The organism is Bradyrhizobium sp. HKCCYLRH1034, from assembly GCF_051168375.1.
In the GTDB taxonomy this organism is placed as follows: Bacteria; Pseudomonadota; Alphaproteobacteria; order Rhizobiales; family Xanthobacteraceae; genus Bradyrhizobium.
This window is the reverse complement of record NZ_JBNPUW010000009.1, coordinates 55,403-74,540: the sequence shown is the minus strand read 5'-3', so window position 1 is coordinate 74,540 and position 19,138 is coordinate 55,403. Positions and strand designations below refer to the sequence as shown.

18 protein-coding genes and 1 tRNA gene are annotated in these 19,138 nt (G+C 64.9%); 16 read left to right on the top strand and 3 right to left on the bottom strand.

All coding sequences use genetic code 11. From position 1 onward, the window contains the following. The first annotated feature begins 81 nt into the window (after positions 1-81). Positions 82-687 (top strand): Spy/CpxP family protein refolding chaperone, encoded by a 606-nt coding sequence (locus tag ACQR0W_RS21890; RefSeq protein WP_316169774.1) that lies wholly within the window; start codon positions 82-84, stop codon positions 685-687. Between the two features lie 166 nt (positions 688-853). Beyond that, positions 854-929 (top strand) — tRNA-Lys (locus ACQR0W_RS21885). 567 nt (positions 930-1,496) lie between these two features. Here ACQR0W_RS21885 and ACQR0W_RS21880 read toward each other — a convergent pair. Together ACQR0W_RS21880 and ACQR0W_RS21875 are read right to left on the bottom strand one after the other, a co-directional pair. Beyond that, positions 1,497-2,822 (bottom strand): ATP-binding protein, encoded by a 1,326-nt coding sequence (locus ACQR0W_RS21880; RefSeq protein ID WP_315752775.1) that lies wholly within the window; start codon positions 2,820-2,822, stop codon positions 1,497-1,499. After that, positions 2,819-3,481: a response regulator transcription factor gene (locus ACQR0W_RS21875; protein WP_316169773.1), complete on the bottom strand. Its 663-nt coding sequence runs from the start codon at positions 3,479-3,481 to the stop codon at positions 2,819-2,821. The genes ACQR0W_RS21880 and ACQR0W_RS21875 overlap by 4 nt, the downstream gene beginning before the upstream one ends. Positions 3,482-3,621: 140 nt before the next feature. On the opposite strand from ACQR0W_RS21875, the gene ACQR0W_RS21870 reads away from it, so the two are divergent. From ACQR0W_RS21870 to ACQR0W_RS21855, 4 genes are all read left to right on the top strand, one after another. Next, positions 3,622-4,059 (top strand): PepSY domain-containing protein, encoded by a 438-nt coding sequence (locus ACQR0W_RS21870; RefSeq protein ID WP_316194980.1) that lies wholly within the window; start codon positions 3,622-3,624, stop codon positions 4,057-4,059. Between the two features lie 238 nt (positions 4,060-4,297). Further along, the gene (locus ACQR0W_RS21865) at positions 4,298-4,768 is read left to right on the top strand and encodes a DUF2271 domain-containing protein (RefSeq protein ID WP_315752777.1); all 471 of its coding nucleotides are present in this window, start codon (positions 4,298-4,300) and stop codon (positions 4,766-4,768) included. A gap of 16 nt (positions 4,769-4,784) precedes the next feature. Beyond that, on the top strand, positions 4,785-6,989 hold the full coding sequence (locus tag ACQR0W_RS21860; protein ID WP_316169771.1) for a PepSY domain-containing protein: 2,205 nt from the start codon (positions 4,785-4,787) through the stop codon (positions 6,987-6,989). Continuing rightward, entirely contained in the window at positions 6,970-7,956 is a 987-nt protein-coding gene (locus ACQR0W_RS21855; protein ID WP_316169770.1) for an FAD:protein FMN transferase, read from the top strand. Before ACQR0W_RS21860 ends, ACQR0W_RS21855 begins: the two co-directional genes overlap by 20 nt. 99 nt (positions 7,957-8,055) lie before the next feature. Here the strand turns inward: ACQR0W_RS21855 and ACQR0W_RS21850 are convergent, their stop codons facing one another. Next, a complete protein-coding gene (locus ACQR0W_RS21850; RefSeq protein ID WP_316174198.1) occupies positions 8,056-9,009 on the bottom strand; it encodes a LysR substrate-binding domain-containing protein in 954 nt (317 codons plus the stop codon). Between the two features lie 219 nt (positions 9,010-9,228). Here ACQR0W_RS21850 and ACQR0W_RS21845 point away from each other — a divergent pair, with 219 nt between their 5' ends. The 10 genes from ACQR0W_RS21845 (at position 9,229) to ACQR0W_RS21800 (ending at position 18,988) form a co-directional block, all read left to right on the top strand. Continuing rightward, positions 9,229-10,260, top strand: a complete 1,032-nt coding sequence (locus tag ACQR0W_RS21845; protein ID WP_316235146.1) for an ABC transporter substrate-binding protein — start codon at positions 9,229-9,231, stop codon at positions 10,258-10,260. A gap of 116 nt (positions 10,261-10,376) precedes the next feature. Continuing rightward, a complete protein-coding gene (locus ACQR0W_RS21840; protein WP_316166023.1) occupies positions 10,377-11,420 on the top strand; it encodes an ABC transporter ATP-binding protein in 1,044 nt (347 codons plus the stop codon). Then, the gene (locus ACQR0W_RS21835) at positions 11,417-12,298 is read left to right on the top strand and encodes an ABC transporter permease (RefSeq protein ID WP_315752784.1); all 882 of its coding nucleotides are present in this window, start codon (positions 11,417-11,419) and stop codon (positions 12,296-12,298) included. Before ACQR0W_RS21840 ends, ACQR0W_RS21835 begins: the two co-directional genes overlap by 4 nt. Then, on the top strand, positions 12,295-13,104 hold the full coding sequence (locus ACQR0W_RS21830; protein WP_316187025.1) for an ABC transporter permease: 810 nt from the start codon (positions 12,295-12,297) through the stop codon (positions 13,102-13,104). The genes ACQR0W_RS21835 and ACQR0W_RS21830 overlap by 4 nt, the downstream gene beginning before the upstream one ends. An 11-nt stretch (positions 13,105-13,115) precedes the next feature. After that, positions 13,116-14,252 carry an NAD(P)/FAD-dependent oxidoreductase gene (locus ACQR0W_RS21825; RefSeq protein ID WP_316187024.1) on the top strand — a complete coding sequence of 379 codons (1,137 nt, stop codon included), beginning with the start codon at positions 13,116-13,118 and terminating at the stop codon, positions 14,250-14,252. A gap of 33 nt (positions 14,253-14,285) precedes the next feature. Beyond that, complete coding sequence (locus ACQR0W_RS21820; RefSeq protein ID WP_315752789.1) at positions 14,286-14,582, top strand: (2Fe-2S)-binding protein; 297 nt, start codon at positions 14,286-14,288, stop codon at positions 14,580-14,582. Then, positions 14,579-15,985 carry an NAD(P)/FAD-dependent oxidoreductase gene (locus ACQR0W_RS21815; RefSeq protein WP_316187023.1) on the top strand — a complete coding sequence of 469 codons (1,407 nt, stop codon included), beginning with the start codon at positions 14,579-14,581 and terminating at the stop codon, positions 15,983-15,985. Before ACQR0W_RS21820 ends, ACQR0W_RS21815 begins: the two co-directional genes overlap by 4 nt. After that, positions 15,982-17,115 carry an NAD(P)/FAD-dependent oxidoreductase gene (locus ACQR0W_RS21810; RefSeq protein ID WP_316187022.1) on the top strand — a complete coding sequence of 378 codons (1,134 nt, stop codon included), beginning with the start codon at positions 15,982-15,984 and terminating at the stop codon, positions 17,113-17,115. Before ACQR0W_RS21815 ends, ACQR0W_RS21810 begins: the two co-directional genes overlap by 4 nt. Positions 17,116-17,122: 7 nt before the next feature. Beyond that, positions 17,123-17,470, top strand: coding sequence for a RidA family protein (locus ACQR0W_RS21805; protein ID WP_316187021.1), 348 nt, complete (start codon positions 17,123-17,125; stop codon positions 17,468-17,470). Positions 17,471-17,596: 126 nt separating this feature from the next. Next, positions 17,597-18,988, top strand: a complete 1,392-nt coding sequence (locus ACQR0W_RS21800) for a M20/M25/M40 family metallo-hydrolase (protein ID WP_316187020.1) — start codon at positions 17,597-17,599, stop codon at positions 18,986-18,988. Positions 18,989-19,138: the final 150 nt, after the last annotated feature.

Sequence of the window (19,138 nt, the reverse complement as noted above, 5' to 3'; positions counted from 1 at the left end):
GGTCGTACACTCTGTCCAAACTGTAAGTTGAAGGCGCGGAACGGCAGGCTCATGCTGATCCGAGTTTCCAAGGAGGTTGGCATGAGAAGGTTCACCATTGCCGCAGTCGCCGTGCTCGCCATCGCCGGCTCGACCGCGGTCTACGCCCAGCGCGGCTGGTTTCATGATCACATGCATCATGCGCGCATGAATCCGGAAGATCGCGCCGCCATGCTCGATGCGCGCATCGCTTCCGTCCATGCCGGCCTGAAGCTGACGGCGGACCAGGAGAAATTGTGGCCGCCGGTCGAGAGCGCGGTGCGCGATCTCGTCAAACTGCGATTCGATCGTGCCAACGCGCGGATGAAGGCAGCCGACGAGGCGCAGGACAAGGATGTCGATCCGGTGGCGCGGCTGCGCGAGCGTGCCGACACCATGGCGGTCACGGCGGATGCGATGAAGAAGGTCGCCGACGCCGCTGACCCGCTCTACAAGACGCTCGACGACGGCCAGAAGCGCCGGCTGTCGATGCTGACCCGGCCGATGGGGCGCATGATGGGACCGGACGGTCCGCGCCATCACCGCTGGATGGAGCGCGGCGAGGGCGGCATGGAGGATGGTCCGCGCTTCGGCGAGCATCGCTTCGGCCCGGGACCGATGGGCCACATGGGCTGGTCCGAGGAGGAACGCGAGTCCGGGCGGCTTTGACAGCCGTTTGACGATCCTTCTGATTTCATTTGGGGGAAAACCGCCGCCCGCCGGCGGTTTTTCTGCATCGAAAGTGCCGAAAAATGCTCAGGGATCGCTGGACATCCTGGAATCGCTTTGCTAAACGACCGGCTCTCGCGGAAGGCTTTCTCCGGATGCAAGATCCGGGCGCATAGCTCAGTTGGTAGAGCAGCTGACTCTTAATCAGCGGGTCCTAGGTTCGAGCCCTAGTGCGCCCACCAAGCCTTTCAAAGACTTATGCAGAAACACCGTCTGAGGTTGAAAAACTAACGGTTTTTCAGACGGTGTTTTTCGACAGTCTGCTCTCAATAGTTTGAAAGGCGAACCAGGGGACGTACGGCTAGCCAGCCGCGATCTTCGGTGGCGTCCAGCCTCAATGTCTTTGAACGTTGATTGGTGCCGTCGGGGTGCACCTCAGGCACCATGGCCGCGAGCGTTCGCTCCGACGTCCCAACTCTTGTCCTCTGGATCGGCGCCGACCAGCCGGTATGGGCGACACGGATCAGACGCCTGGGTGTCGGCACCTCGCGTCGTTTTTCCGCAACGACACAAGCGACCCTTCGCCATGACCTGTGGACCGTCTTGGAGCCAGAATGCGCCACTCGCGCGCGCGAGGTGGCCAATCAGATGACGCCGCCGAGCCGAAGCCTGACAGCTATCGTAGCGCTTCTCGAAGAGCTGGCCGCCACGCGCGCGTGATTCGCCGCCGGCCTGCTGATTGGCCCCAATTGCCACATCCCAATCTGCTCCCAATTCCTCGAAAAATCATGGACGAGCCGCCCACGAACTCACGGCGCGGAAAACCTCGCCTGGAACCCGCCCTGCGCTCCAGGCAAAGGGGATGTCAGGACAAGCTCGGCACCAACTCCGGAGGCGATGGCTTTTGCAATGGCGAGGCCCAATCCCGAGCCGTCGGCATCGGTGCTGCCACGCTCGAACGGACGAGACAAGCGTTCCAGCAACTCCGGCGGAACGGCTGTTCCCTCATTTGTAACGGTCAGCACGCCAGTGTTGGAAAGAGCTACAACGACTGGCGCGTGGGGCGCTCCGTGCTTGAGGCCGTTCTCGATGAGGTTGCGCGCTAGAATGGCAAAGGCATCTGTATCGATATCGAAAAGGACCGGCGTAGCAGGAATGTTGACGGCGAGCCGACCGGCCGCAGCCGGATCGCGCATCATCTCCCCGACGACCAGTTTCAAAACCGATGCGATATCCGTCGTCCCCTTGCCCTGAAGCCGTCCACCTTCCGCCTTCGCGAGCTGCATCAACTTTTCAGACAGTTGCGAAAGCCGCCGCAGCGCCACCTCGATCTGCTGGGCCCGGGTTCGGGCCGCGGTGTCCCTGGTCTCGGCGATGAGCCGTTGCGTCTGCGCGAGCGCGGCAGCCACCGGTGTCCGTAGTTCGTGCGCGGAATTGGCCGTGAAACTTCGCTCAGCTTCCAGCGCGCGTCGAAGCTTCTCCAGGAGGCCGTTCACGGCGTCGGCGATCGGTCCGATCTCGGAGGGCAGTCCCGCGGCTGGAACCGACGACAGATCGCCGGTGCCGCGCGCTTCAATGTCGCTTCGTAGGCGCCTGACCGGGGTCATCGAAACGCGCACGACGCCCCATACGGCGAGAAGACTGAGGGGAATGAGCAATCCCAACGGCCAGGCAAGCCCGAGGAGCGCCTGGTTCGCGACCTCGCGGCGATGTGTCAGCAGCTCCGCCACCGCGATCGTCATCGTGCCTCGCACTGCGGTGTCGAAGTAGATTCGATGGGTCGGGGTGTCGACAAACCCCATTCTGGAGAAAGGAGGAAAGATCGCGTCGTCGGCGCCGTGCGAGCGCAGCAGTACGGTGCCGCGCTCGTCACGGACCACATAAGTGAAGTACTCGTCGTGCTGCCTCAGCGTAGCGATACGCTGAGACGTGCCGTCTGCCTCACGGCCGAGGATCTCGAGCACCGCAAGTGGAAGAATCCGCTGAGCCGTTTCCTCGAGCGCGCTATCGAATACTTCGTTCATTTCGTGACGCAGCCTTTGGCCGGTCACGACGGCTGCAACGATCCAAAGGAGTGCGACGCCGAGCCCGAGCCACAGCGAGATCTGCCACTGCAGACTACGCGGGCCTTTCATGAGGCGGTTCCCAGCCGATAGCCGAGACCTCGCACGGTCTCAATGACGGCGTGTCCGAGCTTCTTGCGAAGCCGGCTGACATGGACCTCGATGGTGTTGCTCTCGATCTCCTCGCCGAAGGAATAGAGCCGTTCCTCGAGCAGCGATTTGGACAAGACCTGCCGTGGACGCTGTAAGAAAGCCTCGAGCAGCACCCATTCCCGCGCTGTCAGGGCGATGCTCTTTCCTGCACGCGTCATCGACCGAGCGGCCAGGTCGATCTGAAGATCGCCAATTCGGATGAGCGGGTTCGGATTGCCGGCATAACGGCGAGCGACGGCATTCAGCCGCGCCGTAAGCTCCGAGAGATCGAAGGGCTTGATCATGTAATCGTCTGCGCCGGCGTTGAGCCCTTCGATCCGGTCGGACAATTGATCAAGCGCCGTTAGGATGATGACCGGCGTCACGTCTCCCTTGGCGCGTCGATCGCGCAGCAGTCCGATACCGCGGCCGTCCGGCAGCATGAGATCCAGGAACAAGAGGTCATAGGCCGCGGTGCCAAGATATTCCCGTGCCGCATCCAAGCGGGTCACCCAGTCCACGGAATGGCCATCCGACACAATCTGGTCGCGTACTGCCGCCCCCAGAATCGTGTCGTCTTCGATCAGCAATATCCGCATCGGGTCATTCCGCGCACCCCGTCGACCTGTGAGGTTAGAGATAATCATAGAGGAGATTCTGACGTTGACCTGAAGCAAAAGTCGCGGCGTCTTCAGGTCAACGTCAGGAAACCGGCTCAAGAAGAAGGCAGGCAGGAGCCTTGAAGCGGGAGCAGGAGAACGTGAACAGGACAGTGTTGATTGCCGCCATTCTGCTGGGGGCGCTGACCCCCGGCATGGCGCTGGCCGATGATGACGATTGCAGCGCGCCCATGGCGCAATGGCAGCCGCGCGAAGCGGTCGAACAAATGGCGAAAGCGCGCGGCTGGACCGTGCGCAGAATCAAGATCGACGATGGATGCTATGAGATCAGGGGACAGGACGAAGGCGGTCGCGCCATCGAGGCAAAGGTTGATCCTGCATCTCTGGCTGTGATCCGCGTGAAGCAAAAACGCGGAGAGCACGACAAGGATCATGATGAAGGTGACCGAGACCGGCGAGGCGATCAGTCGGGACCAGGACGAGCAGCCGCGCCTACGGCGCCGCCCCCCAACGGACTTATTCAGGGCGGCACGACCCCCAAGGTCCAAGTTCAATAGCGGTCCGGAAGCGACGAGCATCTTGGGACGCAAAAGGCTGGCCCGACCGACGGACATCGCCTGAATCGAGCGAACGCGACATCGCGTTCTAGCGCGCCCCGCGTCGTGCGGGGCGTTTGCTTTTGCAGATAGCGCCAACCTGACGGTGACCTGAAGCAGAATCGGATCGGCCTTCAGGAGCACGTCAGCCGCGCCATTCAGTTATGGCGCGATAGAAACGCCACTGTCGGAGACAGAAATGAGATCGATGATTGCCGCCCTTGCCCTGACCACCGCGCTGACCGCCCCCGGGCTGGCCATGGCGCGACCCGTCACGTTGACCACGACGCTCAACAACTACGGCGGGAACGGCGCGTATTTGGCGCTCTACGTGACCGACGCGACCGGAGCTTACAAAGGCACGCTGTGGATGGCGGGCTCCAAGTCCAAATATTACAGCCATCTCAGCGGCTGGGAGCGCAGTTCTCGTGGAAACCTTGCCGATATCAACGGCATCACCGGCGCAAGCGTCGGAGCCGGCCGTACGCTGAAAATCACGCTCGATCTTGCGGATGCGCTCTTCGATGCGGGCTACAAGCTGCATATCGACGCCGCCGCCGAGGACATGCGCGACAGCCCGTCCGAGGTGGTCGTTCCGCTGACATCCGCGGGCGCGGGCCGGCCGCTGGCAGGGCGCACCTACATCCGCTCGTTCGCTTACGACATGTAGCCTTAGGATGGGTGTGATGCTGCGCTGGATTCATAGGGGCCTGGCCTTTGCCGTCATCCTGCCGCTGATGGTGCTTGTCCTGAGCGGAGCGGTGCTGTCGGTGATCCCGGCTTGGGAAAGAGCTGGTGCGATATCGCCAGACAGCATTAGCGTCGCCGACCTCGCCGGCCGGATCGCCCACAGATATCCTGGCGTCGAGCAGATCAAGCGACTGACCTCCGGCAAGGTCATCGCCTTCTACTCCGGAGCAGCGGGCCCGGCCGCGAGCGTGGTGGACCCTTCCAGCGGCAAGCCGGTTTCGGACTACGTGCGCTCCCCGTTCGAGCGCTGGATGACAAACCTGCACCGCTCGTTCTTTCTGAGCGATGGCGGACGCATGGCCGCAGGCGCGAGCGCATTCGCGATGCTTGTCCTGACGCTGTCAGGTCTGCAGATGACGGCCCGGCGCATGGGAGGGTGGCGGCACATTCTCGGCTGCTCCCGCGGCGGCGGCATGCAACGCCTGCATACCGATCTCGGTCGGCTGGTGGCCTTCGGGCTCGTGCTGTCGGCGATGACGGCGCTGTATCTGTCGCTCACGACGTTCGGACTGATCCCGGACGGCACGGCACAGGTGTCCGCATTTCCGAGCGTGACAAGCCGCGGCCAAGCTCTTCCGGTCGAGCAAATTCAGGCTTTGCGCGGCATCGATCTTTCCCAACTGCGTGAATTGACGTTTCCCAACCCCGCGAATCCGAACGATCTCTTCCAGCTAGCCACGGCTGCAGGCGAGGGCTACGTCGACCCGGTCAGTGGAGAGCTGCTGGGTTGGCAGGACAATTCGGTCACCCGGCAGATCTACGAATTCATCTACATGCTGCACACCGGGCAAGGGCTCTGGTGGCTTGGATTGCTGCTCGGCGTCAGCGCCCTCGGCGTGCCGCTGCTCGGGTTAAGCGGAGCCGTGGTGTGGTCGAGCAGGAAGCACGCTCACGCTCCCATCACCGACAACGTTCCCGCCCAAGATGCCGACACCGTGATCCTGGTCGGCAGCGAGGGCGGCAGCACATGGGGCTTCGCCCGCACGCTGCATGCCGCGCTGACGGCCAACGGGCACAGGATTCACGTCGCTCCGATGGACAGCTTGTTACGATCCTATCCGTCGACGCAGCGCATGTTCCTGCTGACGGCAACCTACGGCGACGGCGCAGCACCGGCGACGGCCGGCGCGTTCCTCAAACGCCTCGACGCGATCTCCGCGCCACTGCCTTTTCCGGTCGCAGTCCTCGGCTTCGGTGATCGGCAATTCCCGCAATTCTGTCAATTCGCCCGCGACGTCGAAGCGGCCCTGGCGCGCAAAGGCTCGAGATCGTTGATGCCGCTGGACACGATCGACCGCCAGTCCGGGCAAGAGTTTGCACGGTGGGGCGAGGCCCTGTCGGATGTCATGGGTGAAGACCTTGTGCTGATACATGTGCCGGAGCGGCCGCGTACTCATACGCTGACGCTCATCGAACGCGTCGATTACGGCGCGGAGGTGCAGGCGCCAACCTGTGTGCTGCGCTTCGCGCTGCCAAGAAGCGGCATGTTCGCGCGCCTCACAGGGCATGCCTGGCCGCGCTTCGCCGCAGGCGACTTGATCGCGATTCTGCCGCCGGACTGCAACTTGCCGCGCTACTATTCGTTGGCAAGTTCGACCCGTGATGGCTTCGTCGAAATCTGCGTCCGCAAGCGTCCGGGCGGACTTTGCTCCGGTCTGCTTCACGGCCTTCAGCCGGGCGACAGGGTCGAGGCCTTCTTGAAGGCAAACCCAGCTTTCCGTCCTTCACATGGACGAAAACCGGTGATCCTGATCGGCGCCGGCACCGGCATCGGTCCGCTGGCAGGATTTGTTCGTGCCAACGGCGGGCGCCGGCCGATGCATCTCTATTTCGGCGGGCGCGATCCTGCCTCGGACTTTCTTTATGAGCGCGAAATCGATGGCTGGCTGGGTGAGAAACGACTGACGAGCCTCACCACTGCCTTCTCGCGCGTGAAAGGCGGCGGCTATGTGCAGGATCGCCTGCGCGATGACGCCGATCGCCTGCGCGCACTCGTCGCCAACGGAGCGCAGGTCATGGTCTGTGGCGGGCGCGACATGGCAGCGGACGTCATGCAGGCGGTGGCGGACGTATTGGCGCCCCTCGGTCTGGATCCTGTCGCACTCAAAGCCCAAGGGAGGTATGTTGAAGATGTCTACTGACCTGCTCCGTCATGTATTGAGCGGCGCCACCATGGGAACGCGCTGGTCGGCGCTGCTCTATGCACCGCCGTCGACCGATCTTGCCGCGCTGGAAGCCGCATTGGCTCACGCCGTCGATTGCGTCGACCATCAGATGTCCACATGGAAGCCGGACAGCGACCTGATGCGTCTCAATGCAGCGTCGCCGGGCACCTGGGAATCCTTGCCGATTGAACTCATGCGGGTTTTGGAGCGGGGAGTTGCAATCGGACGCGCCTCGGGCGGCGCCTTTGACGTCGGCCTCGGAAGTCTCGTCAATGCCTGGGGTTTCGGACCTCCCAGTTCGGCGCCAGACGCGCAAGCGCTTCGCGCGGCTCTTCGCGAGCGGATGCCACCAACCCACACTGTTCTTGAACTGGATGTGCCGGGACGAAGGGCGCGCAAACATAGCCACTTCGCCCTCGATCTTTCGGGCATCGCCAAGGGTTTTGCCGTGGACGAGATGATGCGCGTGGTTGAGATCTTCGGCGTCTCCAATGCGCTGGTCGGGCTTGATGGAGAGTTGAAAGCGCGGGGCGCCAAGGCAGACGGAGCCTCGTGGCGCGCAGCGGTGGAAGCGCCTGACTATGAACGGCGCGGTCCGCTCGGCGTGATCGAATTGCGTGATGCGGCGGTCGCGACGTCGGGCGACTATCGGCGCTGGGTCGATATCGGGCGAAAGCGCCTCTCTCACACGATGGATCGATCGCGCGGCGGTCCGGTAGAAAACGGAATTGCGTCAGTTTCAGTCGTTGCCGCTAGCTGCATGGACGCCGATGCCTGGGCCACTGCGCTCATGGTTCTCGGTCCGGAGCAAGGCAAGGCGCTGGCGCAGAAGCAAGGACTGGATGCACTGCTCATCCAGCGGCAAAACGAGACGTTCTTGGAGATTCCTGTCGGTCCCTTGTTCTATGAGCCTCGGGGCGCGCGGCAGGAAATGAGCCCGTAAACCGGCAGACTCTCAATCACAAGCATTCCCGCGTTCTGGTCCGTGGCGATGGCGTCGGCCTTGGTGGCTCTCAGAAGGACCGGATCACACGCCGCTCAATCAGCGGGTTCTGGGTTCGCCCACCAAACCTTCATCGGTTTCTCCAGGGATCGATGCTCGGCCGAGCTCTTCCAGGGCCTGTCGCACCGACTCGACGAGGTCCAGCGCCACCGGCGAGGGACTGCGCTGCGGCGGGAACACCGCGGCGAATTCGAAATCGATGCGCGGCGTGAATGGCCGCATCACCACGCCCCGGCCGTCGAATTCGCGCGCGGTGAACGGATCGCAAATCGAGACGCCCAATCCCGACGACACCATCCCGCACATGATTTCCGACAGCGTCGTCTCGACCCGCAGCACGCGCCTGACATCCTCGCGATGGAAGATCTGATCGATCAGATGCCGGCTGGTGGAGCCTGACGAGAGCGAGATGAAGGTCTCCCCCTCGAAGTCGCGCGGCACCAAGATCGTCTTCGCGCAATGCGGATGGCCTGCGGGGAGAACGGCGACGCGCGGCAGCGCCGGCAGCTTGATGCTCGGCAGCCCGGCATGGGCGATCGGCACCTCGGCAAAGCCGACGTCGCATTGCGCGTTCAGCACCCAGTCGATCACGATCGGCGAGATCACGCCGAAGAACGCGAGGTTGAGGTTCGGCCGTTCCTGCAGGAAGTGGCCTGCGAGCCGCGGCAGATAGCCATTGGCGAGCGCGGGGAGCGCGGCAATGCGCAGCGTCCCGGTGCGCCGGCCACGGATCTCCTCAGCGGCCGCGGTGATGCGATCGAGCCCGACGAAGGAGCGCTCGACCTCCATGTAGAGCGCCGTCGCTGCCGCGGTCGGCACCAGGCCGGTGCCGCGGCGCTCGAACAACTCCATCTTGAGCAGCGCCTGCAGGTCGCGCAGCAGCCGGCTGACCGCCGGCTGGGTCACCGCCATCAGCTTGGCGGCTTCCGTCACACTGCCGCTCAGCATCATCGCCCGGAAGGCTTCGACCTGCCGCGAGTTGATCCGCGCCATACGTCCTCACATCCATAACATTCTCGTATGAATAGGGTGCCATTATTCATTGGACGATCAAAGACTCTGCTGCGATCTTTTTTGGCAGGGTGAGGGAAGGCTCGTTTTTTAGGCTCTTCAGCTCCGGGTTTCTGGGGTGCGGATGCCATCGGGCAAGCCGATCTCCCTGGGGCGGTTTTTTAATACCGTCTCGTATCCAAGATGATGGAGATCGGTCCGATGAAGCACCCTAAACTCCTGATGGCGGTCGGCGTCGCCGTCCTGGCCTCTGCCTCGCAGGTCTGGGCTCAGCAGAAGACGCTCTATGTCGCCGGCTATGGCGGCTCGTTCGAGAAGACGATCCGCGAGGAGGTGATCCCGCCGTTCGAGCAGGCCAACGGCGTCAAGGTCGAATACGTCGCTGGCAACTCCACCGACACCCTCGCCAAGCTGCAGGCGCAGAAGGGCAACCAGCAGATCGACGTCGCGATCGTCGATGACGGCCCGATGTACCAGGCGATCCAGCTCGGCTTCTGCGACAAGGTCACCGGACTGCCCGGCGATCTGCTGGAGGTCGCGCGCTTCAAGGACGACAAGGCGATCGCCATTGGCCTCGTCGCCACCGGCCTGATGTACAACAAGAAGGTGTTTGCCGAGAAAGGCTGGGCCGCGCCGACCTCGTGGAACGATCTCAAGGATCCGAAATACAAGCAGCTGCTCGTCATTCCGCCGATCAACAACACCTACGGCCTCAACGTGCTCCTGATGCTGGCGAAGATGAACGGCGGCAGCGAGAGCAATGTCGATGCCGGTTTCAAGATCTTCAAGAATGACATCAATCCCAACGTGCTGGCCTACGAGCCGTCGCCCGGCAAGATGACCGAGCTGTTCCAATCGGGGCAGGCGGTCATCGCGGTGTGGGGCAGCGGTCGCGTGCAGAGCTTTGCCAACACCGGCTTCCCGGTCGATTTCGTCTATCCGAAAGAAGGGGCCGTGAGCCTGCTGACGACGGCGTGTCCGATCGCCAAGCTGTCGGTCTCGCCGCTGGCCTCGAGCTTCATCAAGCTGCTGCTCGATCCGAAGATCCAGCTCACGATGCTGAAGGAATATGGCTATGGCCCGGTCGTGAAGTCCGTCGTGGTCCCCGAGGGCGTGGGCGCGATGGCGCCGATCGGCGAACGCGCCGCCAAGGTCTATGCGCCCGATTGGACCGTGGTCAACGAAAAGCGCGAGGAATGGACCAAGCGCTGGAATCGCGAGGTCGAACGCTGACTGGTCGTTTGTTGCGAGCCTCTCGTTGACGACGGTGTTCTCCCTTCCCCGCAGGGGGGAAGGGAAGTGCACCGTGCGCGGGGCGCCAGTATTCCTCGCCCATCTGGATCCAAAGCATGTCCTTCCTCGAGATCGATCGCGTCGGCAAATCTTTCGGCCCCAACGCGGCCGTCGAAGAGTTCAGCCTCGGCGTCGCCAAGGGCGAGTTCATCTCGTTCCTCGGCCCCTCGGGCTGCGGCAAGACCACCACGTTGCAGATGATCGCGGGCTTCCTCGATCCCTCACACGGCGCGATCCGCCTCGAGGGCAGGGACCTCGTCGCAGTGCCACCGGCGAAGCGCGGCCTCGGCATCGTGTTCCAGAGCTACGCGCTGTTTCCTCACATGACCGCGGCCGAGAACGTCGCGTTCGGCCTGGAGATGCGCAAAGTCGCGCGCAAGGAACGCGAGGAGCGCGTGCGATCGGCGCTCGCGCTGGTCGGCCTCGCCGGCTATGAGGACCGTCATCCCCGCCGCATGTCCGGCGGCCAGCAGCAGCGCGTTGCGCTCGCGCGCGCGCTGGTGATCCGGCCGAGCCTGCTGCTGCTCGATGAGCCCCTGTCCAACCTCGATGCGCGCCTGCGCGAGGACATGCAGATCGAGCTGCGCCAGATCCAGCGCGATCTCGGCACCACGACCATCCTCGTCACCCATGACCAGATCGAGGCGATGTCGCTGTCCGACCGCATCGTCGTGATGAGCAAAGGCAGGATCGAGCAGATCGGCACGCCGCAGCAGGTCTACGAGCAGCCGGCTTCCGCCTTCGTCGCGCAGTTTCTCGGCAAGACCAACGAGTTTGCTGCGACCGTGGACCACACCGGGGGGCAGGCCAGACTGGTCGCGGGATCGTGGAGTGCGCCGGCGCCGGCCGGCGTGGCCGGCTCCGTAGCCGTCAGCGTCCGGCCCGAGCGCATCAACTTCGGCGACGCCGGGCTTGCAGGGCGCATCACGAGCCGCATCTTCCAGGGCAATCACTGGCTGTTCCAATGCGACACCGAATGCGGGCCCGCCATCGTAATCCGGCAGAATGACGGCCAGCCGCAGCCGGAGCAGGGCGCAGCGGTGCATCTCGTCTGGCAGGTCTCGGACATGAGCCTGCGCGCTGCGAAGGCTGCAGCATGAGCGCGACCGTCGCGTCCAACTCGTCGGAGACGCGCGCCGGCCTTTCGCTGGCGCTGCCGGCCTTGATGCTGTTCCTGGGCGTCGTCGTGATCCCGTTGGCGATGACCGTGATGCTGTCGTTCCACGATTGGGGCCAGTACAAGGGCATCGAGCCGGTCTTCATCCTGAAGAACTGGCGCGAGATCGTGGACGATCCCTACTACGCGGAGATGTTCTGGCGCACCTTCCGCGTCGCGGTGCTGGCGACCTTGATCACGGCGGTGTTCGGCGTACCGGAGGCCTATATCCTCAACCGCATGCAGGGGCCGTGGAAGGGTCTCTTCCTGCTGGTGATCATCGGCCCGCTGCTGATCTCGGTCGTTGCGCGCACCCTCGGCTGGGCGCTCCTGTTCGGCGGTAACAACGGGCTCGCCAACAAGCTCCTGATGACATCAGGCCTGATCGAGTCACCAATCAGGTTCATGTTCACCGAGACCGGCATGGTGATCGCGCTGGCGCATGCGATGATGCCGTTCATGGTGCTCGCGGTGTGGACCGCGCTGCAGCGGCTCGATCCGCAGGTCGAGAATGCGGCGCTGTCGCTGGGGGCAAGCTCGCTGACGGTGGTCCGCCGCATCGTGCTGCCGCAGATCATGCCGGGCGTGCTGTCGGGCGCCATCATCGTATTCTCGCTGTCCGCCAGCGCGTTCGCGACGCCGGCGATCATCGGCGGCCGCAGGCTCAAGGTCGCGGCGACGCTCGCCTATGACGAATTCCTCAATACGTTGAACTGGCCGCTCGGCGCCGCGGTCGCCGTGCTGCTGCTGATCGCGCTCGTCCTGATCGTCGTCGGCTCCAACGCGCTGATCGAGCGCCGCTATCAGGAGGTGTTCCGATGAGCCGGAACGGCCCTCTGGCGCTGATCTTCCATGCCGTGTTCGTCGTCTTCATGGTGGCGCCGATCGTCGTCGTGTGCTGGGTTGCGCTCACGCCCGAAGGTTTTCTGTCGATCCCGATCACCAGCTTCTCGCTGCGCTGGTTCAGGGCGCTCGCCGACTATCCGGAATTCGTCCACGCCTTCGGCGTGAGCCTGTGGCTCGGCGCGCTGTCCTCGTGCGTGGCGCTCTTGTTCGCGGTGCCGGCGGCGCTGGCGATCAGCCGCTATCGCTTCCGCGGCCGTGACGCGCTGTCGGCGCTGTTCCTGTCGCCCTTGATGATCCCGCACGTCGTGCTCGGCATCGCCTTCCTGCGCTTCTTCACGTCGGTCGGCATCGGCGGCACCTTCGTGGCGCTGGTGATCGCCCATGTCGTCGTGGTGTTTCCGTTCGCGCTGCGGCTGACGCTTGCGGCCGCGACCGGCATGGACCGGTCGATCGAGATGGCCGCGGTCTCGCTCGGTGCCGACGGCTGGACCATGTTTCGCCGCGTCACCTTGCCCGCGATCCTGCCTGGCATCGTGAGCGGCTGGATGCTCGCCTTCATCCAGTCGTTCGACGATCTGACCATGACCGTGTTCCTGGCGACGCCCGGCACCGAGACCTTGCCGGTGCGCATGTTCCTCTACATCCAGGACAACATCGATCCGCTGGTGACGTCGGTGTCGGCCAGCGTCATCGCCATCACCATGACCGTCCTGATCGTGCTCGATCGCGTCTATGGCCTCGACCGCGTGCTCACTGCCAAAGGCGGCGACGCAGGACGATAGGAGATACTACGATGAGAGACTATGACGTCGCCGTCGTCGGCGGCGGCCTGCTCGGCTCTGCGATTGCCTGGGGGCTCGGCCGGCTCGGTCAGCGCGTCGCCGTGCTCGACGAGGGCGACATCGCCAAGCGTGCCTCGCGCGCCAACTTCGCGCTGGTGTGGGTGCAGAGCAAGGGCCTGGGCATGCCGGCCTACACCGGCTGGACGGTGCGCGGCTCCAAGGCGTGGCCGAAGCTCGCCGAGGAGCTGAAGGCGCAGACCGGTCTCGACGTGGTGCTGCAGCAGAACGGCGGCTTTCATCTCACCCTCGGCGAGGCCGAGTACGAGCAGCGCACCCAGCTCGTCGCGCGCATGCACAACCAGGTCGGCGCCGCCGACTATCAGATGGAGATGCTGCCGGCGTCCGAGGTGAAGAAGATGCTGCCGCTGATCGGCCCGGAGGTCTCGGGCGGCAGCTTCTGCCCCTATGACGGTCACGTGAATTCGCTGCGCACCTTCCGCGCCCTGCACGTCGGCATGAAGCAGTTCGGCGTCGACTATCTGCCGGAGCGTGCGGTCGGTGCGATCGCGCTGGACGGCAATGAGTTCAGGCTGACGACGGCGCAAGGCGAGATCCGCGCGGCGAAGGTCGTGCTCGCGGCGGGAAATGCCAACCAGACCCTGGCGCCGATGGTCGGGCTGTCGGCGCCGATGGGGCCGACGCGCGGCCAGATCGTCGTGACCGAGCGCACGATGCCGTTCCTGCCGCATCCGTTGACCACGATCCGCCAGACAGACGAGGGCACGGTGATGATCGGCGACAGCAAGGAGGACGAGCTCGACGACCGCGTGCAGAACTTTTCCGTCAACGCGGTCATGGCCGATCGCGCCCAGCGCACCTTCCCGCATCTGGCGCGGCTCAACGTCGTCAGGAGCTGGACCGGCATCCGCGTGATGCCGAAGGACGGCTTCCCGATCTACGAGCAGTCGGAGAGCCACCCGGGCGCCTTCGTCGCCTGCTGCCATTCCGGCGTGACGCTCGCGGCGAACCACGCTTTCGACATCGCGCGCATGGTCAAGGACGGCGCGCTCGAGCCGGAGCTGGTCGGTGCATTCACAGCCAGCCGCTTCGACAGCAAAGCGGGAGCGGGCGGCAGTGGCTACTACTGAGGGATGACGGCGCAAGGCGCCATGGAGACGATGATGTTCAAACGAACTGAGGGTGATGCGAGGGGATCGGTGACGATCCATGTCGGGGGCCAGCCGATTGCCGCGCGCGAGGGTGACTCCGTGTCGGCGGCGCTGCTCGCCTCCGGCCTCGACGTCCGGCGCGCCACCGCGGTCAGCGGCGCAAGGCGCCTGCCTTATTGCATGATGGGCGTGTGCTTCGACTGCCTCGTCACCATCGATGGAGTCGGTAACCGGCAAGGCTGTCTCGTGCCTGTCGCCGAGGGCATGCAGATCGAAGTCCAGAAGGGCAAGCGGGAGATCGGCAAATGAGCGCCGCGCCGAAGCATGATGAATATGACGCCGTGGTGATCGGCGCCGGTCCTGCGGGCCTCGCTGCTGCAGAGATGACGGCTGGCGCCGCTCTGTCGACGCTGCTGCTCGACGAGAACGCCGGCCCCGGCGGCCAGGTCTGGCGTGCGATCGATGCGACGCCTCTGAAGAGCGAAGCGCTGCTCGGCGCGGACTATTGGTCCGGCAAGCAGCTCGTGAAAGCCGCGCGCGACAGCGGTGCGGAGATCATTCATCGCGCCACGGTGTGGAGCCTCGACCGCAATCTCGAGATCGGCGTCTCGGTGGCCGGCGGCTCGGCCTTCATCAAGGCCAAGCGGGTCATCATCGCGACCGGAGCGCAGGAGCGTCCGTTCCCGATTCCCGGCTGGACCCTGCCCGGCGTGATGACCGCGGGCGCGGCGCAGACGATGTTGAAATCCTCCGGCCTCGTGCCTGACGGCCCGACGATTTTGGCCGGGCAGGGGCCGCTGCTGTGGCTGCTCGCGGCGCAGATCCTGCGCCTCGGCGGCCGCATCGATCGCATTCTCGACACCACCCAGCGCGCCAACTACATCGCGGCGCTGCCTCATGCCCTCGCGTTCCTGACCTCGCCCTATTTCGGCAAGGGGCTCGCGATGATGCGCGAGGTGCGCGCGAAGGTGCGCGTCACCAGCGGCGTGACCGAACTCGTGGCAGAGGGCGAGGGCAAGCTCTCGGCGGTCAGCTACGCCACAGCGGGCGGCAAGCGCGAGACGCTGGCGGCCGAGTTGCTGCTGCTGCATCAGGGCGTGATCCCCAATGTGAATCTCGCGATGGCTGCCGGCGTCGAGCATCGCTGGAACGAGCTGCAGCTGTGCTGGACTCCGGTGCTGGATGCCCTAGGTAACAGCTCCATTCCCGGCATCGCCATTGCCGGCGATGGCGCCGGCATTGGCGGTGCGCAGGCGGCCGTGGTGCGCGGCCGGCGGGCGGCCGGGGATGCGATCAAGGCGCTTCGCCCGCACGCAAAGGTCATCGATAGGTCTGCGGAGCTGGCCCGCGCCGAGCGCGGCAGGACCTTCCTCGACGTTCTGTTCCAGCCGGCAAAGCAGTTCCGTATCCCGCAAGGCGACACCATCGTATGCCGCTGCGAGGAGATCACCGCCAAGGACGTGCTCGACTCCGTCGCGATCGGCGCCACCGGGCCGAACCAGCTCAAGGCCTATCGCCGCACCGGCATGGGGCCGTGCCAGGGGCGGCTGTGTGGCCTCACCGTCACCGAGCTGATGGCCGAGGCGCGCGGCAAGACCCCGCAGGAGATCGGCTACTACCGGCTGCGCGCGCCGGTGAAGCCGATCATGCTGTCGGAGCTCGCAGGCCTGCCGAAGACCGAAGAGGCCACCAAGGCCGTGGTGCGCGGATGACGGTGAAGACGGATGCCATCATCGTGGGTGGTGGCATTCACGGCTGCTCCACCGCGCTGCATCTGTGCCTGGCAGGGCTCAAGCCCGTGCTGATCGAGAAGGACTATGCCGGCCGTCACGCCTCCGGTGTCAATGCCGGCGGCGTGCGCCAGCTCGCGCGCGACGTCGCGGAGATTCCGCTGTCGATCCGCTCGATGGGCATCTGGGAGAACATCAGCGACCTGGTCGATGATGATTGCGGCTTCGAAAGCTTCGGCCAGGTGCTGGTCGCCGAGAACGACGCGGAGCTCGACGCCTGTCGCGCCCGCGTCGCCGATCTCAACGCACGCGGCTTCAGCCATGAGGAGCTGATCGACGGTACGGAATTGCGTCGCCTTGTGCCGGCGGTGGCGGAGAGCTGTCCGGGCGGCGTGGTGTCGCGGCGCGACGGCGCGGCGCAGCCCGCGCGCACCACGACGGCGTTCCGCCGCAAGGCGGAGCAGCTCGGCGCGCTCATTCGCGAGGGCGTGGCCGCGACGAACATCCGCAAGGACGGCAAGCTCTGGCATGTCGACGTCGGCTCCGAGAGCTTTGCCGCGCCGGTGCTTGTCAATGCCGCCGGGGCCTGGGCCGGCCGCATTGCGGAACAGTGCGGCGAGCCGGTGCCGGTCGAGACCATCGCGCCGATGCTGATGATCACGTCGCCCGTCGCGCACTTCATCGATCCCGTCGTCATCCTGCGCGGCCGCAAGCTGTCGTTCAAGCAGTTCCCCAACGGCACGGTGCTGATCGGCGGGGGCCATCTTGCAACGCCCGACCAGGACCGCAACGAGACCGTGCTCGACTGGCGCAAGCTGTCGGAGAGCGCGCGCACCGTCGCGGAGCTGTTCGCGGTGATGCGCCGCGCGACCATCGTGCGCGCCTGGGCCGGCATCGAGGCGCGCATGCGCGACGACATTCCGGTGTTCGGGCCGAGCGCCGTTCACGACGGGCTGTATCACCAGTTCGGCTTCTCGGCGCACGGCTTCCAGCTCGGCCCCGGCGCCGGCGCGGTGATGGCCGAGCTCATCGCGCACGGCGGCACCCAGACGCGCATCGGCGATCTCAGCATCGCGCGCTTTCAGAACTCCATCCCTTCACCATCCACATGAGGACATGATGACCATCACCCGCAAGATCCGCTCCGCCATCCACCACCGCATCGTCGAGGCCAACGGCTTCGTCTTCATCGGCGGCACCATCGCCGACGATACCTCGGTGTCGATGGGCGACCAGACCCGCAACATCCTCGGCAAGATCGACGGCTTCCTGAAGGAAGCTGGCACCGACAGGTCGCGCGTCGTCTCCGGCCAGATCTTCGTCACCGACCTGTCGAAGAAGAAGGAGATGGATGCGGCCTGGACTGCGTTCTTCGGCGACGACCTGCCGGTTCGCGCCACGGTCGGCGTCTCCGATCTCGGCGGCGGCGCGCTGATCGAGATCGTGGTCGCGGCCGTCAAGGGTTGAGCATCGCGCCGCATCGAGCGGTCAATCGATCACGCGCGGGGCTCGCTCCGCGCGTGATTTGCTTTTCGGTCCAATTCGATCGAACATGAGCCTGTCCGTCCACCGCACGCGCCGAAAGCCGACATCATGAATGAAGAGCGTAGCCTGCCGCGTCCATCTGCTGGCCTGAAGGCAGTGTTCGCTCACATCGAGAATCAAAAGCAGGATTTCCTGGCCCGCGTGATGGACTATGTCCGGCATCCCTCGATCAGCGCTCATAACATCGGCATCACCGAGGTCGCCGCACTGCTGGTCGCCATGCTGCAGGAGATGGGCCTCGACGCCGAGACGATCGCGACCGCCGGGCATCCGATGGTGCTCGGACGCTGGCAGAAGAAGCCGGGCGCACCTACCGTGCTGCTCTACGGGCACTACGACGTGCAGCCGCCGGATCCGCTGGAGCTGTGGCTGAGCCCGCCGTTCGAGCCGACCATCCGCGATGGGCGCATCTATGCCCGCGGCATCGGCGACAACAAGGGGCAGCATTTCGCGCAGCTCATGGCGATCGAATCCCATCTCCGAGTGCATGGCGAGCTGCCCTGCAATGTGATCTTTCTGCTCGAAGGCGAGGAGGAGATCGGCAGCCCGCGCATCGCCGATTTCGTCGCTGAGCATCGCGATGGGCTGAAGGCCGATTTCGTCGTCACCGCGGACGGGCCGATGCACCCCTCGGGGCGGCCGACCATGACCTATGGCGTGCGCGGCATGTGCTCGTTCGAGCTGCGCGCGAAGCACGCCAGCCGCGACGTGCATTCCGGCAACCTCGGCGGCATCGTGCCGAATCCGATCTGGACGTTGGTCCACCTGCTCGGGACGATGAAGAATGCCGCGGGCGAGATCACCATCGAGGGGCTGCATGACGCAATCGTGCCGCCGAGCGAGCTGGACATTGCTGCCGTGAAGCGCCTGCCGCTGGACCTCGATGCCGCCAAGGCGAGCCTCGGTCTCAGCCATCTCGATGCGCCGCCCGACCGCGGCTACTACGAACGTCTGATGTTCCATCCGACGCTGACCATCAACGGCTTGCACGGCGGTTATGGCGGACCGGGCAGCAAGACCGTGCTGCCCTGCGAGGCCTTCGCCAAATGCGACATCCGCCTGGTCGAGGCGATGACGCCGGACGACGTGTTGGCGAAGGTGGAGGCGCATGTGAAGCGCCATGCGCCGGAGGTGGAGTTCATCCGGCGCGGCGGCATGCTGCCGTCGCGCGTGCCGCTCGATTCGCCCTTTGGCGCGATCGTGCGCGATGCCATCGCGCTCGCGCATGGCCTTACACCGCTCGAATTCCCGTGCACCGGCGGCAGTCTGCCGGACTACGTCTTCACCAAGCTCCTCGGCATTCCCGCCTTCGTCGTTCCCTATGCGAATGCCGACGAGGCCAATCACGCGCCCAACGAGAACATGACGATCGACTGCTTCTACAATGGCATCCGCACCGGTGCGGCACTGCTCGACCGCGTCGGCGCGCGCGTGCGCTGATGCCGGCGGAACGGCCATCACGATTCCGCGTGCAGTGCGGGAGGCGTCATCGAGCAGCCACGAACGGATGGCAAGCACACGGTCGTCCGCCGCCTTGCGGGTGAATCGGCCGCACGCGGCGAGATCGCGCATGGATTAACGCAGTTGATA

Excerpts from the sequence above, each read along its gene's own strand:
- ACQR0W_RS21845 (WP_316235146.1), top strand. The coding sequence starts at position 9,229 with ATGAAGCACCCTAAACTCCTGATGGCGGTCGGCGTCGCCGTCCTGGCC.
- ACQR0W_RS21855 (WP_316169770.1), top strand. The coding sequence starts at position 6,970 with ATGTTGAAGATGTCTACTGACCTGCTCCGTCATGTATTGAGCGGCGCC.
- ACQR0W_RS21820 (WP_315752789.1), top strand. The coding sequence starts at position 14,286 with ATGTTCAAACGAACTGAGGGTGATGCGAGGGGATCGGTGACGATCCAT.
- ACQR0W_RS21880 (WP_315752775.1), bottom strand. The coding sequence starts at position 2,822 with ATGAAAGGCCCGCGTAGTCTGCAGTGGCAGATCTCGCTGTGGCTCGGG.
- ACQR0W_RS21800 (WP_316187020.1), top strand. The coding sequence starts at position 17,597 with ATGAATGAAGAGCGTAGCCTGCCGCGTCCATCTGCTGGCCTGAAGGCA.
- ACQR0W_RS21830 (WP_316187025.1), top strand. The coding sequence starts at position 12,295 with ATGAGCCGGAACGGCCCTCTGGCGCTGATCTTCCATGCCGTGTTCGTC.
- ACQR0W_RS21850 (WP_316174198.1), bottom strand. The coding sequence starts at position 9,009 with ATGGCGCGGATCAACTCGCGGCAGGTCGAAGCCTTCCGGGCGATGATG.
- ACQR0W_RS21890 (WP_316169774.1), top strand. The coding sequence starts at position 82 with ATGAGAAGGTTCACCATTGCCGCAGTCGCCGTGCTCGCCATCGCCGGC.
- ACQR0W_RS21865 (WP_315752777.1), top strand. The coding sequence starts at position 4,298 with ATGAGATCGATGATTGCCGCCCTTGCCCTGACCACCGCGCTGACCGCC.
- ACQR0W_RS21835 (WP_315752784.1), top strand. The coding sequence starts at position 11,417 with ATGAGCGCGACCGTCGCGTCCAACTCGTCGGAGACGCGCGCCGGCCTT.
- ACQR0W_RS21810 (WP_316187022.1), top strand. The coding sequence starts at position 15,982 with ATGACGGTGAAGACGGATGCCATCATCGTGGGTGGTGGCATTCACGGC.
- ACQR0W_RS21825 (WP_316187024.1), top strand. The coding sequence starts at position 13,116 with ATGAGAGACTATGACGTCGCCGTCGTCGGCGGCGGCCTGCTCGGCTCT.
- ACQR0W_RS21815 (WP_316187023.1), top strand. The coding sequence starts at position 14,579 with ATGAGCGCCGCGCCGAAGCATGATGAATATGACGCCGTGGTGATCGGC.
- ACQR0W_RS21840 (WP_316166023.1), top strand. The coding sequence starts at position 10,377 with ATGTCCTTCCTCGAGATCGATCGCGTCGGCAAATCTTTCGGCCCCAAC.
- ACQR0W_RS21875 (WP_316169773.1), bottom strand. The coding sequence starts at position 3,481 with ATGCGGATATTGCTGATCGAAGACGACACGATTCTGGGGGCGGCAGTA.
- ACQR0W_RS21805 (WP_316187021.1), top strand. The coding sequence starts at position 17,123 with ATGACCATCACCCGCAAGATCCGCTCCGCCATCCACCACCGCATCGTC.
- ACQR0W_RS21860 (WP_316169771.1), top strand. The coding sequence starts at position 4,785 with ATGCTGCGCTGGATTCATAGGGGCCTGGCCTTTGCCGTCATCCTGCCG.